The following is a 14,894-nucleotide window of genomic DNA, read 5'->3' on the forward strand; positions in this document are numbered from 1 at the left end:
ACTTAAACACGCATTGGCATAACAACATAAGTTTGATTGTTTTGGTTTGGATCTTGCACCAAAACCGACTGATTTGATTCAGACATCGTCATAGATACATCATCACCATCTAATACACCTAAAACATCTAAAATATATTGTGCATTAAATGACATTTCCATTGGTGTATTATTATATTGAATTGCTAAATCTTCAATTGCTTCATCTTGCTCTGGGTTATTTGCACGTAATTGTAAAGAATCTGCATTAAAATTCAGGAAAACTCCACGTAGCTTTTCATTACTTAAAATCGCAACACGTTGTAATGATTGTTTAAATACATCGTGAGTAATGAATACATTTTTATCACCACCACGTGGAATAACACGACGATAATCTGGGAATTTTCCATCAATTAACTTAGTGGTAAAACGTACAGTAATTTCACCCTGTTCTTTATCACGACTTGGTGCTTGAATCATGACATTCAATAACTCACGCCCAATCAATAACGTTAAATTATCATCTTCAATGCTCAACAAACGCTGCAATTCAGCCACAGCCTTACGTGGCACAATTGCCTGTACTAATTGAGTTGCATTTGACTCTGCTAATGTTTCACACAATGCTAAACGATGCCCATCCGTAGTCACTGCACGTAACTGATTTTGGTCAATTTCCAACAAAGTACCTGTCAAATAAAAACGTACATCTTGCACAGCCATAGCAAATGCCGTTTTTTCAAATAAACGTTTTAATTCACGCTCAGTCACTTGAACATGTGTACCCTGAGTATTTTCAGTCGTTAACAATGGATAATCTTCAGCAGGTAAAGTACCTAACACAAAACGACTATTACCCGATTTCAAAATACAACGCTGATCTTCAGTAATCTGTAAATCAATCAATGCAGCAGCAGGCAAAGACTTACAAATATCAACTAATTTACGTGCGGGTACCGTTGTCTGCCCTGCTTGGATACAAGCACCCTCAGCAAGAGCTGTACTTGCGACCAATTCCACTTCCAAGTCCGATCCTGTAATAATCAAAGCTTGTTCTGTCGCTTGAATTTTAACGTTTGAAAGAATGTTTAATGTGTGGCGACGTTCGACAGCACCTACAACATTAGACAAAACATTGAGCAAACTTTCTTTCGCGATTTTCAAACGCACGGTGGAATTCCTCTAAATTTTACAACTGAAAAATGGGGGGTAAATATATTATTTGCCCTGTACTATGCGGTAGATTATACCGCATTGCAAGAGCAGAATTTGATCAAAAATTAGCTTTGAAGTAAACGCATTAAATTTTTATAATCCTCATTAAAAATAGGATCTTCATTGCATAAACTTTGCACTTTTTCACAAGCATGCATCACTGTACTATGGTCACGCCCACCAAAAGCCATGCCAATTTCAGGAAAACTATCTCCTGTTAATTCACGCGCCAAACCCATTGCAAGTTGACGTGGACGTGCATAAATACGAGTTCGTTTAGGTCCAACTAATTCTTTAAGAGGAATACGGAAATATTCACTCACAACACGCTGAATATTTTCAGTGCTAATTGTACGTGCTCGAATCGCTAAGACATCTTTTAATGATTCACGAACAATATCCAGATCAATGGTCGCCCCTTTAAAACGTGAAATAGCGACTACTTTGTTCAATGCACCTTCTAACTCACGCACATTGGCAACGACTTGTTGAGCAATAAACAATGCACAGTTGCGAGGCAAATCAACACCATTGCTTTCAGCTTTTTTCAACAAAATTTCAATTCGTGTTTCGATATCAGGTGGCTCAACTCCAACAGATAAACCCCACGAAAAACGTGAAACCAATCGTGGATCAAGTTCGGTTAACTCTTTTGGATAACGATCTGACGTTAAAATAATTTGTTTAGACTCATCTAATAAAGCATTAAACGTATAGAAAAATTCAACTAAACTCGCTTCTTTACCAGCCAACAAATGAATATCATCGACCAATAACAGATCTAATGAACGGCAATTTTTTTTAAATTCTTCAACTTTGCCTTTTTGCAAAGAACTAACAAAATCTTGAACAAAACTTTCAGCAGTCATATACATCACACGTGCATTCGGTTTTGCTTGCAATAATGCATTTCCAACTGCTTGCATCAAATGGGTTTTACCTAAACCCGTTGGTCCATATAAAAATAATGGATTGTGCTGAGATTCACCCAGTTGAGTTAAAACTTTACGACATGTTTCTGCCGCCATTTGGTTAGAGCGACCCTCAACAAACAAAGCAAATGTAAATAACGGATTTAGAACTTTCTTCTTAAAATTTTTATTACCAACAACTTCGGCTTCTTTTTCTTTTTTCACTTTAGTGTTAACAACAGGAGTCGTCTCTAAAGCTGCTGTCGTTGTCGCTGGTTGTTCTGCCACAGAAAGAATAGCACCTGGTCTAGAATCAACTAAAATTTCAACTTTACAAACACGCCCTTCTGACAATTGCTCTGCCAAAATAGTAATGAGTTCCAAATGATGCTCTTGAATATAACGCGTCCAATAAGGATTAGGCGCATAAAGTCTTAAGGTATCATTTGTCTCATCTGCAACCAAAGGACGAATCCACATGGCAAAGACATTATCAGAGAGCTCTTGTCGCAAGCGAGTTAAGCAGTCTGTCCAAAGCATGTGAAACTCCTTCCATTCAAAGTTTAAAAAAGATAACCCATAACGCTGGGGGTCGCCATTCTAACCAAGTTATCCACATCTGTCATGATTAATTCACAGTGAATTGTATAAAAAAACCACTCTCCACCAATAAAAATTAAATTTAAATCCATTGTGGATAAGTTCTAACATAAGCTGTGGATAAAATACAACTAAAACTTACCCACAATTTATCAACAAGAAATATCCAAAGTTATACACAGCATAAATATATAATTAATAAAGATAAAAATGACTTTTCCTCAGAAAAAAGCAGTACTAATAATAATAAATTTAAATTTATAAATTTGAATTTATTAATAAGCTCAAAGAAATTTGTGGATAAGTCATTATTTTAAATTTAAATTCAAAAAATAGAGATACAATTGTGAATAAATCAATAAACTATGGGTAAACCTGTTGATAAGTTTGTGGGTATTCTTATGGATAACTTAATTATTTTAAAAAGCAATAACTTATTCTTTGATTAGCCATGTTTTATTTGTAAATATCATTTTTAACAAAAACAATAAAAAAATTAAATATGTAAAAAAAGAGTAACAACTTCGTATATTCATTGACAGCATAAACAATGCACAATACAATCGCGAACCTTTAGAGAAAGATCAACATTGGAGTTTCAACATGAAACGTACATTCCAACCATCTGAATTAAAGCGCAAACGCGTTCATGGTTTCCGTGCTCGTATGGCTACTAAAGCTGGTCGTCAAGTATTAGCTCGTCGTCGTGCAAAAGGTCGTCATAGCTTAACTGTTTAATTTATTAAATAGTTAAGTTATACGATTTGGGTGTTATGTCACTTTATAGTTTCAGTCCAGAGGTAAGAATCCGCTGTGCTGCAGATTACAAAGGTGTATTTGATGGTGCGCTTTTTAAAGTGCATCAACCCCATTTCTTATTTTTAGCAAAAATTACCGAACAGCCTAAAAGCCGTTTGGGTATAGTTGTTGCTAAGAAAAAAGTTCGCCGTGCACATGAAAGAAATCGAATAAAACGTTTGGCGCGTGAAAGTTTTCGCCTCAATCAGCAAAATATTGAATTATTAGATATTGTCGTCATGCCTAAAATGGGGATAGACACAATTTCCAATGCTGAACTGCATGAGCAGTTAAAATTTGCATGGCAGAAATTGCAACGCCTTGTTAAAAAGCACCATAAAACAGCAATTTCCTCTCCTCAAAAATAGAGAAAGCCAATGGTTCGTATATTGCATTGGTTGATTCGTTTCTATCAAGTTGCGATTAGTCCCCTCATTGGACCTCGTTGTCGTTATATTCCAACTTGTTCTCAGTATTCCTTAGAAGCAATCCATAGCTATGGCGCTTTTAAGGGTAGTTGGTTCGCTGCAAAGCGTATTTGCCGATGCCATCCATGGGGAGGATTTGGTTATGATCCTGTGCCTAAAAAAGCAATTCGTTTTATTTCATTTCAGCAAATAGATTCTCAAACGTTTCATGTTGCTGTACCCTTGCGTGAACGTTTTTCGAACCAACATCACTCTAACCACTTGGGGTAATAGATATGCAACAATGGGCCAGGTTTGCAATTCTCGGGGCCATGTTTGTCGTCGCATATTTGCTCATTTTGGCGTGGCAAAAAGATTATGGTCATGTAGAACCTACGAAAGCGCAGCCTGCTGCGGTCGTAGCGCATGATGTTTCTGCCGACTTACCAAATGGTCAAACGACTGCGGCTTCTAGCGATGTTCCGCAAGCAAATATTGCTGCTGCACAACAACCAAATACTGCACCCGCAACCGCAAATCAACAACTGATTTCAGTACAAACTGACCTTTACCATGTTTGGATTAGTCCAAAAGGTGGTGATATTGTGCGTATTGAATTGCTCAACCATGATAAAAGTAAAAACAGTGATGAACCTTTTGTTATGCTTGAAAGTGATGCTAAGCGTACCTATGTCGCTCAATCAGGCTTAATTGGTTTAAATGGACCAGACAGTAGTCGTGCAGGACGTCCAAATTATGAGTTTGAAAAAGCGGCATATACCGTAGCAGACTCAAAAGATGTTAAAGATAAAGATGGTAAAGTTGTTAAAACTTTAACTGTGCCAATGGTTTTCAAAACAGCTGATGGCGTGGAAATCATTAAAAGCTTTAACTTTAAACAAGGTGCTTATCCAATTGACGTCAGCTATCAGGTGGTGAACCGTAGCGCGCAAAATTGGCAGGGTCAAATGTTTGGGCAGCTCAAACGTGATAACTCTGAAGATCCAGGCAAATCTGATCAAGGGATCTTTACTTTAGGGACATTCTTAGGCGGTGCCTGGGGTACACCTGATGAGCATTATAATAAATTAAAATTTGCCAATTTTTCTGAAGAAAAATTGGATACCCAAGCGAAAGGTGGTTGGGTTGCAGTTGTTCAACATTATTTTGTGAGTGCTTGGATTCCTGGTCATTTTGGTGGTCAAGAATACACAGCAAAATTGGAGTCACGTAAATCTTCTGATGGTATGAATATCATTGGTTTTACTTCTCCAACAATTAATGTTCCTGCTGGCAAAGCCATGAGCATTGATGCAACATTCTATGCGGGCCCTAAAATTCAATCTGAATTGAAAGACTTAGCTGTTGGCTTAAACCAAACTGTAGATTATGGTTGGTTATGGCCTATTGCCAAATTATTGTTTATGGGCTTGCAAATGTTCCATAACGTAGTGGGCAACTGGGGTTGGTCAATTATTCTATTGACTGTCTTGGTGAAACTGATTCTTTGGCCATTATCGTCTAAGAGCTATCGCTCAATGGCGAAAATGCGTGTGATTGCACCTGAAATGCAACGCATGAAAGAAGAGTTTGGTGAAGACCGTATGCGTTTCTCACAAGAAATGATGGCACTTTACAAACGCGAGCAAGTGAATCCGCTTTCTGGTTGTTTACCGCTATTGCTACAAATGCCGATTTTCTTAGCATTGTACTGGGTACTCATGGAGTCTGTAGAACTTCGTCATGCACCTTGGATGCTTTGGATTCAGGATTTGTCAGCGATGGATCCTTGGTTCATCTTACCGTTGTTGATGGGTGTAACCATGTTTGTTCAACAAAGTTTGAACCCACAACCTGCTGATCCAATGCAAGCCAAAGTTTTCAAAATTATGCCAATCATGTTTACAGTATTTATGCTGTTCTTCCCTGCTGGCTTGGTTTTATACTGGATTGTGAACAACTCGATCACAATTTTACAGCAATGGTTTATCAACAAATCTGTTGAAAAAGCAAAACTGACCAAAGATGTTGCCTAAGTGAGTTAATCACACAGCAATAGCTGAAAAAATCCGCTTGAGATGTTAATCTTAGGCGGATTTTTTTATTGTTAAAATTTGAGTGATCTAGATGAGTAACCCTATCAGCCAAACCACAATTGCAGCCATTGCGACGCCACCGGGGCGTGGTGGTGTAGGTGTGATTCGTCTATCTGGACCGAAAGCTTATGCCATTGCAGAGGCATTCACTCAAAAAAGCCTACCAAAAGCCCGTTTTGCAGGTTTTCGTCAGTTTTTAGATGAACGCAATGAAGTGATGGATGAAGGTTTGGTGATTTGTTTCCCAAATCCAAATTCATTTACGGGCGAAGATGTGGTGGAATTACAAGGGCATGGTGGACCTGTGATTCAAAATGCTTTATTGGCACGTTTACTTGAGCTTGGTGCGACTGCGGCAAAAGCAGGTGAATTTTCCATGCGTGCGTTTGAAAATGGCAAAATGGATCTAGTGCAGGCTGAAGCGATTGCTGATTTAATTGATGCCACTTCACAGGCGGCTGCACGCTCTGCGGTACGTTCCTTACAAGGTGCATTTTCCAATAAAGTAAATACCGTTTTACAAAAATTGATTCATTTACGTTTACACGTTGAAGCAGCTATTGATTTTCCTGAAGAAGAAATCGACTTTCTTGCCGATGGTAAGATTTTGAGTTTATTGGAGGATGTGCAATCTTCGGTGACAGCGGTACAGCAATCTGCGCGTCAGGGGCAGTTGTTACGTGAAGGCTTACAGGTAGTGATTGCAGGTAAACCCAATGCTGGTAAATCTTCATTACTCAATGCTTTGGCAGGCAATGATCGTGCCATTGTGACGGATATTGCAGGAACGACCCGTGATGTTTTACATGAAAAAATCACCTTAAATGGTTTACCGATTACCTTAACTGATACCGCTGGTTTACGTGAAACAGGCGATGTGGTTGAGCGTGAGGGTATTCGCCGTGCGATTCAGGAAATTGAACAAGCTGATTTATTATTACTGGTTTATGATTTAAGTCAGGGTGAACATCCATTGACTTTGGCGCAGGAATATTTTGCCGATCATTTGGAACCAAAGCGATTAATGCTGATCGGTAACAAATGTGATTTAACTGCACAACCACCTGAATTAAGCGATTTTGAAAGTTTTCGACATATTACTGTCTCAGCTAAACAGGAAATGGGCGTACAGGCGCTCATAGAGGCGATTACAGCGCATGCAGGCTTCCACCCTGAAGAAGATACCTTTATTGCCAGAACGCGTCATTTAGACGCAATGAAGCGTACACAAAGCTATTTGGCAGAAGCACATGAGCAGCTTGTGGTTTATCATGCTGGAGAATTGGTCGCAGAGTCATTGCGTTTGGCACAAAATGCGTTGGGTGAGATTACAGGTGACTTCAGTGCCGATGATCTGCTCGGGGTGATCTTTGGATCATTTTGTATCGGGAAATAACAACCCAATTCACTGAATAAAGCTGACCAAATGTCAGCTTTTTTTATCAATTTTTATTATTACGTAACTTTGATTTACAGGGTAAAACATCCTCTTTAAGCTAAAGACCGACATCCAGCAAAGGTACTTTTGCATGAAAAAATCTCCTTTATTGCTTTCTGTTCTTTTACTCGGTTTAACAGCCAATGTTTGGGCAGGTAAAGATGATCATGTCATCATTCAAGAAGCGGCAAAGAATCAGTTGACTGTTGGACAAGCGCTGAAAGCCAAGGATGAAACAGCAGTAACGCTGACAGGTAAAATTGTACGTAAAACCAAAGCGGAGCACTATGAGCTAAAAGATCATACAGGCACCATTAATATTGAGGTAGATGATGATCTAGTCAATGCTGCAAAATTAAAGGCAGGAACACAGGTCAAAGTGATTGGTGAAGTAGATACACACCGTTATAAACCAACTGATATTGATGTGGTTCAGCTTGAAATTTTACCCTAAATTTAATTAAAACTTGAAATCAGTGCTTTAAATTGAATCGGTAGGGATCGGCTCAATCAGTCATCCCTACTGCTTAATTTTAGCTTGGAAGCGTTGCTGAATTCGTTGTACTTTTCAAATGATGAATCAATAAATACAGACACAGTAAACCCATTCCTGCACAAAAGCCCAATACGCCTGTCATTAAGCCGAAATGATCTGACAAATAGCCTGCACCAATGATCGGGACGATGGTGCCAAAGTAGGCAATAAATAAATACGTGGAGACTACTGCTGCGCGATTATCGACGTTGGTCATGTGATGAATCAGGGCAAAAGCACCAAGTAGACCTAAGCCATGTCCCATTCCCACACAAATCACACTCAAAAAGAATAAAAAACTCAAGTGCATGGTCATACAAATCGTAAGAATCAGATAACTGATTAATAACAAGATTAGACCTGCATTTAATGCTTTATGCATATTGAGCGATTTCGCCATAAACTGGGCACAGGCTGAAACCAATAAAATACTGGCAATGGTCGCACCACTGACCAAAGGACCATGCCAAGGAATCACATCTTTAATAAATGAGGGTGCAAGCGAAGCGAATAAACTGAATGAACCAAAGGCGCAAAAAGCAGTAAAACTGGCAAGATAAAACAGCGTTTTAAAATGTATTTCAGGCAGTTCCAAATGTGGTGCAACCGAAAAATTTTGTTTTTCAAATTGCATGGTTTTAATGCTAAATAAACTGAAAAAACTGATCGCTGCCGCAATAATCACGGGAAGATAAGGCGTAACCAAGGGCGCATCTGAAACTTGTGCAATTGCGCCACCGATCAGAGGACCAAAACCAAAACCCAATACCGTGATGATGGAGCTGAGCTGTGCAGCACTTTGTTTATGTGTGTCTGGAATGGTGTAAATCAGCCCAAGCATTGCCGAGGTACTGATTAGACCTGAGGCAATTCCAATAATAAAGCGTCCAAATCCTAAAAAATAAGCATTGCTCGCAAAGACAGAAAGTCCCAAGCCAACGATAGCAAAGGCTAAACCTGCCTGCAGGGTACGAATAAATCCAAAACTATTACTGCTACGTCCTAAAAACAATAAAGTCGTCAAACAACCAAACATATACGCCACAAAAATATAGGTAATATGACTTGGAAGCAGATGCCAAAGTTGTTGATAAATCGGGTATAAGGGACTTGCTAACGCGGTTCCAATTGTTCCGATACACAGGGCTAGGCTCACCATTAAAAATGGACGCCATGATTGCTGATTCATGTATTGAGCACTTAATTTATAAAAATTTGCAGATAAAAAAAGCCAAGCCCGAGGAAGTTGAGTTTGGCAGGAGGAGTCTGATGCAATATCAGATTAAAACTTAATCAGTAACAGGTCAATGTGTTTTTGAGCAGTTGGTCAAATTATCCATAGCGTTTTAACAATTGCATAAAAATCTCAAGCTCTGCTTCATCCACAGCCTGATGATCTGAAATAACATGTTCTCTTAAATGTGTTTCGATCAGTTCATTCATCAAACCATTTACCGCACCTTTAATGGCAGCAACCTGCTGTAAAACTTCAATACAGGGTTTGTCCTGTTGAGTTAAAGACTCTTCCACAGCATTGATCTGCCCTTTGAGACGCTTGACCCGATTTAAAACTTTTTGATCCTGATGTAAATGTCCCATCTATTGACTCCAAAAAAATATACTCCCTTATAGTATATTTTAAAATTCGATAATATACTCTAGGGGAGTATATTGGGTTCAATTCACATGCAATTTAAAAACATTCAACGGCAGCATTCTCATCAATTTGATCAAGGTAATCCTTTAGCACAAAAGAAAATCTTATTTGCCACGATTTTGACAGGGCTGATGATGATTTTTGAGATTGCAGGCGGTTGGATTTTTAATTCAATGGCTTTGCTTGCCGATGGCTGGCATATGAGTTCCCATATGTTAGCGCTTGGTTTAGCGTATATGGCTTATCGTGCAGCACGGCATTATGCACAAGATGCCCGTTTTAGTTTTGGGACTTGGAAAATCGAGATTCTTGCAGGTTACAGCAGTGCAATTTTGTTGATGGTCGTGGCTTTATTTATGGCTTTTCAATCGGTTGAGCGTTTATTTAATCCTGTACAGATTCATTATAATGAAGCAATTGTTATTGCGGTTTTAGGTTTAGTGATTAACCTGATTTGTGCGTGGTTATTGCATGATGACCATCACCATCACCATCACCATCACCATCATTCACATGAACATAGCGACCATCACGAGCATGATTTAAACCAAAAAGCGGCATTTTTACATGTGGTTGCAGATGCCTTAACCTCTGTTTTAGCCATCATTGCTTTATTTGCAGGAAAATATTTTGGTTGGGATTTTCTGGATGCTTTATTGGGGATTGTCGGTGCAATTTTGGTGGGTAAATGGTCATTTGGACTGATCAAAGAAACTGGGAAAACCCTATTGGATGCTGAAATGGATCATCCTGTAGTAGACGAAGTCCGCGAAGTGATTTCAGATTTAAAGTTGGATATTCAGATTACAGATCTGCATGTCTGGAAAGTGGGTAAAGGCAAGTTTTCGGTAATTCTAGCGTTGCAAACACCACTTCAGGATTTAACCGCAGATCGTATTCGTCAGGCATTATCAATCCATGCGGAATTGGTACATATTTCTGTGGAAATCAATCGTCCTGCAATGTTTAACTTTGTTCCACGTGGAACGCATTGAAACAACAGTTCTTCAACATCTCATTGGACAGATTATGCTTTAATATTTTGATTATTTAAATTTCTAAGATATTTATTCAATATGTTAAAGCAATTGATCGCATTGAGTTTAAGTTTCGCTGTTTGTGGCAGCAGTTTTGCCAATGTCGACAGTGTCAAAGCCAAACTGTCGCAACAGTATCCCAAAGTTAAAATTGAAAATTTACAAGCCACTGAAATGCAAGGTTTGTATAGTGGGAGTCTCGATGGTCAGGTGGTTTACGTCAATGAAGATGTACAGCATCTGTTTATTGGTTCAATGATTCGGCTGCAAGACCAAAAGAACCTGACCAAAGATTTGGTGACGAAACAAAATACTGTCGACTTTAATCAGCTACCTTTTAATGATGCAATTAAGACCGTCAGGGGGAATGGTAAGCGTCAGCTCGCCATCTTTTCTGACCCAAATTGCCCATATTGTAAGAGTCTTGAAGGCAATTTAGCTCAACTGGATAATGTCACGATTTATACCTTTATTTATCCCATAAAAAGACAGTCTATGATTCCATCCAAACAAGTATGGTGTTCAGACAACAAGGCATTTGCTTGGGAGAATTTATTACAAAAAGGTATTATGCCTACAGCAAAGTCTACTTGTGATAATCCAATTGAACGTAATCTAGCTTTGGGGCAAAAATTAGGTTTACACGGTACACCTGCGATTATTTTCTCCAATGGAAAGGTGGTATTAGGTGCCTACCCTGCTGAGCAAATAGAAAAAATATGGAAATCCATGGGACAATAAGTGGTTCGATCATTACTATACTTTATGTAAAAAAGCATCGAATTTCGATGCTTTTTGATGAAAATTAAACTGTTTTATGGATGCTTTAAAAAGCATCTTAAGTTCTTTTTGCAATCATATTATAGATAAATAATACGACAATTGCCCCAATGACTGACGCAATAAAGCCTGCTGATGCACCTTTAGGGTATAAGCCTAATAACTGACCACCATATGTTGCGACTAAAGAACCCACGATCCCTAGTGCAGTAGTAACAAGAAAGCCTGCTTTATCATTTCCTGGATGAATTGCTCGTGCAATTAGACCTGCAAAAAAACCAATAATGATTGCGCCAATTAATGCCATCATCATCTTTCTCCTTGTTTTAATCTTATCTAAGTAAAGGAATTCGATCTATTTAATAGTTGAATATTTTGATGAAAAATAAAAGATTTACTCTGCTACAAGTTGTTGTGTTTTTGTGCATTTTAAAATTTTTTTATTGGTTTGTAAGAGAAATTAAAAAAGCGACCGAAGTCGCTTAAGTATTATTTGAGAAATTATATCAAGTCTGAATTACAGACCAATTTCACCAATAAAAGGCAGATGACGATATTTCTGGTCATAGTCCAAACCATAACCCACAATAAATTTATCTTCGACTTCAAAGCCTAAAAACTTCACATCCAGTTCAATTTCACGGCGTGAAGGCTTGCTGACTAAAGTACACAGTTCAATAGAATTGGGTTGGCGCGTGCTTAAAATTTCGAGCACTTTGCTTAAGGTATTACCTGAGTCGATGATGTCTTCAATGATGAGTACATCTTTGCCACGAATTTCACCATCAAGGTCTTTTAAAATTTTGACATCACGTGTTGAAGTTGTACCACCGCCATAACTCGACACAGTCATAAAGTCGAGTTCATGTTCTTTGTTGATTGTACGGCAAAGATCTGCCATGAAAATTACTGAACCACGCAATAAACCGATTAATACCAATTCTTTATCGCTATTGGCATAATGCGCATTAATGTGCTGACCAAGTTCTTGAACTTTTGCTTGAATTTCTTCAGCAGAAATCATTACTTTCATTTCAACAGTCATGGGAAATACCTAAAACTAAAAAATATCAAATTCACAAATTAAAAAAGGTGTTGACGAGCAACACCTATAAGATGCATCAATTTTAAAACATATCGACTGAAGATGCATCTTTTTTGCCAGTTGAAATGTAAACGCACTAAATTTTAATGAGCATCTTTTTTCAGCAAGAGCGCACAGACCACAAAAACTGTCCCGATTAAAATCAATTTTTTCTTGGATTTTTTCGGCTTTTGCTGTGGCGACTTAGCTTTGTTCATAGGCTTTATTTCCATAGATATAGGTGGCTTGAATATTGCGATCATCACCCATAGTAAATAAAGCAAATAACGCATCTTCAATATTTTTGGCACGTTGCTGACGTAACTGCTGTAGTGCTGTCGCTTTTAAGTTCAAGACCACAAAATCTGCTTCTTTGCCAACATTGAAGTTGCCTAATTTATCTTGCAAGTCTAAGGCTTTGGCACCACCCAAAGTTGCATGATACAGCGACTCGAAGGCAGACAGTTTATCGCCCTGTAGTTGTTGTACTTTATAGGCTTCATTCAGGGTTTGTAACTGACAGAATGATGTCCCTGCACCAATATCCGTACCAAGCCCAACTTTGACTTGTTTTTCCCACGTTTTTTTCAATGGAAATAAGCCACTGCCAAGAAACAGGTTTGAGGTTGGACAAAACGCAATAGCTGAATCTGTGTCATGCATACAATCCCATTCATGCTCTTCCAAATGCACACAATGGGCAAATACAGAGCGCTCCCCTGTTAAGCCATAGTGATGGTAAACATCTAAATAGCCTTCTTGCTCAGGGAATAATTCTTTGACCCATGCAATTTCATTTTTATTTTCACTGAGATGCGTATGCACATAAACATCAGGATATTCTGCTTTGAGCTGCCCTGCCCGCTCTAATTGTTCAGGGGTTGAGGTCGGAGCAAAACGTGGGGTAATCGCATACAGGTTACGCCCTTTGCCATGCCATTTTTCAATGAGGGCTTTGGAGTCGCTATAAGCTGTTTCAGCGGTGTCGGTGAGCTCTTCAGGTGCATGACGATCCATCATCACTTTACCTGCGATCAAGCGCATTTGGTGACGTTCAGCCGCTTCAAATAAAGCATCAACCGATTGTGGATGAACCGTACAAAAAACCAATGCCGTGGTCGTGCCATTTTTCAGTAATTCATTGACAAAAAAATGGGCAATCTGATCTGCATAGTTTTTATCAGCAAATTGCATTTCAGTTGGGAAGGTATAGGTATTGAGCCATTCTAAAAGCTGTTCACCATAGGCGCCCACCATTTCGGTTTGTGGAAAATGAATATGCGTGTCAATAAAACCAGGGACAATCAGATGTTCAGGATAATGTTCAATCTGGGTATTGGGTGGAATCAGATGCTGACCTGTTTGCCAGTCACCAAACCAACTGATTTTTCCATTTAAAGTAAGGAGTAGACCATCTTCTACATATCGCACTTGGTCGTGTAGATCACGCGCTTGGGCAACTGTATTCTGAATATCGAGAAAGCGACCACGAATCGCTGTCGTTGTAACTACAGAAGACATATTTAACCTGCGTTTTTGAATTTTTTCAGTTGATTGTAGCCCATTTCAAAAAATGCTTCAGACTTTTGTCTTGAGCTTGTCGGGGGATTCAGGTGGAAAGTCAGATAGAGGGCTTTATCTTTGTCTATAGAATGCGTAAAGTGTGCACAAATGATCCAATAAGAGATAACAATATTTATGTATTTCTGGAATACCAAAGCTTTGGCACATGAACTGTCAGAAGATACGCTTGAAAAACGCCATTATAAAAACTATTACTTAATTGCTGCTTTGGTGGTCAGTGTTGCTTATTACTATGGGATGTTGTCGCCTTATTATGATGTACGTGTGATTGGTGTTGAAGCTGTATTAACGTTAATGATTATGTTTATAGGTATTCAACGAACCTATGTTGCCAATGGCGGTGACAATGGTGTGCATTTTATGAACCGAGTCACTGCACTTTCCTTCCCCATTTTGTTACAAACCACAGTCGCAGGTATTGTGTTTGGCTTAGTTTTACTGGGAATTTATCAATTTTTCCAACTTGAAAATACCGCTTTTGACCTATGGTATGAATGGTGTGTATCAGCATTTACTATATTTTTACAGATTTTATTTTTTACTCGTTTGAATAAGTACATGAAGCGTGTCGCAGAGCATACGATTTAAAATTAATAATAGATTTGAATAACTGATGTTACGCATTGGATTTAAATTAAATAGCTGAAAAAAGCAAAAGCTAAATTTACATGACGGGGTCTTACATCTAAAGTTGAAATTTGGGATTAGCCTTCGGCTCGACCTACTTTTGTTTCGGCAAAAGTAGGCAAAACCATTGTCATCCGCAAAACT

The 14,894-nt window shown here is 38.6% G+C and carries 16 protein-coding genes; 9 read left to right on the forward strand and 7 right to left on the reverse strand.

All coding sequences use genetic code 11. From position 1 onward, the window contains the following. Window positions 1-2: 2 nt before the first annotated feature. Both dnaN and dnaA read right to left on the reverse strand, forming a co-directional pair. Window positions 3-1,151, reverse strand: a complete 1,149-nt coding sequence (gene dnaN, locus HX005_RS18345; RefSeq protein WP_286378455.1) for a DNA polymerase III subunit beta — start codon at window positions 1,149-1,151, stop codon at window positions 3-5. 110 nt (window positions 1,152-1,261) lie between these two features. After that, on the reverse strand, window positions 1,262-2,647 hold the full coding sequence (gene dnaA, locus HX005_RS18350; RefSeq protein WP_286378456.1) for a chromosomal replication initiator protein DnaA: 1,386 nt from the start codon (window positions 2,645-2,647) through the stop codon (window positions 1,262-1,264). A gap of 663 nt (window positions 2,648-3,310) precedes the next feature. Between dnaA and rpmH the strand changes: the two genes are divergently transcribed. The 6 genes from rpmH (at window position 3,311) to HX005_RS18380 (ending at window position 7,900) form a co-directional block, all read left to right on the forward strand. Continuing rightward, window positions 3,311-3,445 (forward strand): 50S ribosomal protein L34, encoded by a 135-nt coding sequence (gene rpmH, locus HX005_RS18355; protein ID WP_000831329.1) that lies wholly within the window; start codon window positions 3,311-3,313, stop codon window positions 3,443-3,445. 35 nt (window positions 3,446-3,480) lie between these two features. Then, window positions 3,481-3,873, forward strand: a complete 393-nt coding sequence (rnpA, locus tag HX005_RS18360) for a ribonuclease P protein component (RefSeq protein WP_107009868.1) — start codon at window positions 3,481-3,483, stop codon at window positions 3,871-3,873. Window positions 3,874-3,882: 9 nt separating this feature from the next. After that, complete coding sequence (gene yidD, locus HX005_RS18365; protein ID WP_107009867.1) at window positions 3,883-4,203, forward strand: membrane protein insertion efficiency factor YidD; 321 nt, start codon at window positions 3,883-3,885, stop codon at window positions 4,201-4,203. Between the two features lie 5 nt (window positions 4,204-4,208). Next, complete coding sequence (yidC, locus tag HX005_RS18370; protein WP_286378457.1) at window positions 4,209-5,948, forward strand: membrane protein insertase YidC; 1,740 nt, start codon at window positions 4,209-4,211, stop codon at window positions 5,946-5,948. A gap of 91 nt (window positions 5,949-6,039) precedes the next feature. After that, window positions 6,040-7,404 (forward strand): tRNA uridine-5-carboxymethylaminomethyl(34) synthesis GTPase MnmE, encoded by a 1,365-nt coding sequence (mnmE, locus tag HX005_RS18375; protein ID WP_286378458.1) that lies wholly within the window; start codon window positions 6,040-6,042, stop codon window positions 7,402-7,404. Between the two features lie 133 nt (window positions 7,405-7,537). Then, window positions 7,538-7,900: a NirD/YgiW/YdeI family stress tolerance protein gene (locus tag HX005_RS18380; protein WP_286378459.1), complete on the forward strand. Its 363-nt coding sequence runs from the start codon at window positions 7,538-7,540 to the stop codon at window positions 7,898-7,900. Between the two features lie 79 nt (window positions 7,901-7,979). On the opposite strand, the gene HX005_RS18385 is transcribed toward HX005_RS18380, so the two are convergent. Both HX005_RS18385 and HX005_RS18390 read right to left on the reverse strand, forming a co-directional pair. Next, window positions 7,980-9,170 carry an MFS transporter gene (locus HX005_RS18385; RefSeq protein ID WP_286378460.1) on the reverse strand — a complete coding sequence of 397 codons (1,191 nt, stop codon included), beginning with the start codon at window positions 9,168-9,170 and terminating at the stop codon, window positions 7,980-7,982. 143 nt (window positions 9,171-9,313) lie between these two features. Beyond that, entirely contained in the window at window positions 9,314-9,580 is a 267-nt protein-coding gene (locus HX005_RS18390) for a metal/formaldehyde-sensitive transcriptional repressor (RefSeq protein WP_286378461.1), read from the reverse strand. Between the two features lie 87 nt (window positions 9,581-9,667). Between HX005_RS18390 and dmeF the strand changes: the two genes are divergently transcribed. Then, window positions 9,668-10,633, forward strand: a complete 966-nt coding sequence (gene dmeF / locus HX005_RS18395) for a CDF family Co(II)/Ni(II) efflux transporter DmeF (protein ID WP_286378462.1) — start codon at window positions 9,668-9,670, stop codon at window positions 10,631-10,633. An 81-nt stretch (window positions 10,634-10,714) separates the two neighbouring features. Next, window positions 10,715-11,416: a DsbC family protein gene (locus HX005_RS18400; RefSeq protein WP_286378463.1), complete on the forward strand. Its 702-nt coding sequence runs from the start codon at window positions 10,715-10,717 to the stop codon at window positions 11,414-11,416. A gap of 97 nt (window positions 11,417-11,513) precedes the next feature. Here the strand turns inward: HX005_RS18400 and HX005_RS18405 are convergent, their stop codons facing one another. The 3 genes from HX005_RS18405 to guaD form a co-directional block, all read right to left on the reverse strand. Then, window positions 11,514-11,765: a GlsB/YeaQ/YmgE family stress response membrane protein gene (locus HX005_RS18405; protein WP_107009859.1), complete on the reverse strand. Its 252-nt coding sequence runs from the start codon at window positions 11,763-11,765 to the stop codon at window positions 11,514-11,516. A gap of 207 nt (window positions 11,766-11,972) precedes the next feature. After that, on the reverse strand, window positions 11,973-12,500 hold the full coding sequence (gene hpt / locus HX005_RS18410; RefSeq protein ID WP_107009858.1) for a hypoxanthine phosphoribosyltransferase: 528 nt from the start codon (window positions 12,498-12,500) through the stop codon (window positions 11,973-11,975). Between the two features lie 243 nt (window positions 12,501-12,743). After that, window positions 12,744-14,060: a guanine deaminase gene (gene guaD, locus HX005_RS18415; RefSeq protein ID WP_286378464.1), complete on the reverse strand. Its 1,317-nt coding sequence runs from the start codon at window positions 14,058-14,060 to the stop codon at window positions 12,744-12,746. Between the two features lie 177 nt (window positions 14,061-14,237). On the opposite strand from guaD, the gene HX005_RS18420 reads away from it, so the two are divergent. Next, window positions 14,238-14,711, forward strand: coding sequence for a hypothetical protein (locus HX005_RS18420; protein ID WP_107009856.1), 474 nt, complete (start codon window positions 14,238-14,240; stop codon window positions 14,709-14,711). The last annotated feature ends 183 nt before the right edge of the window (window positions 14,712-14,894 follow it).

The sequence above is a fragment of the Acinetobacter sp. R933-2 genome (genome assembly GCF_030325485.1).
GTDB lineage: Bacteria > Pseudomonadota > Gammaproteobacteria > Pseudomonadales > Moraxellaceae > Acinetobacter > Acinetobacter sichuanensis.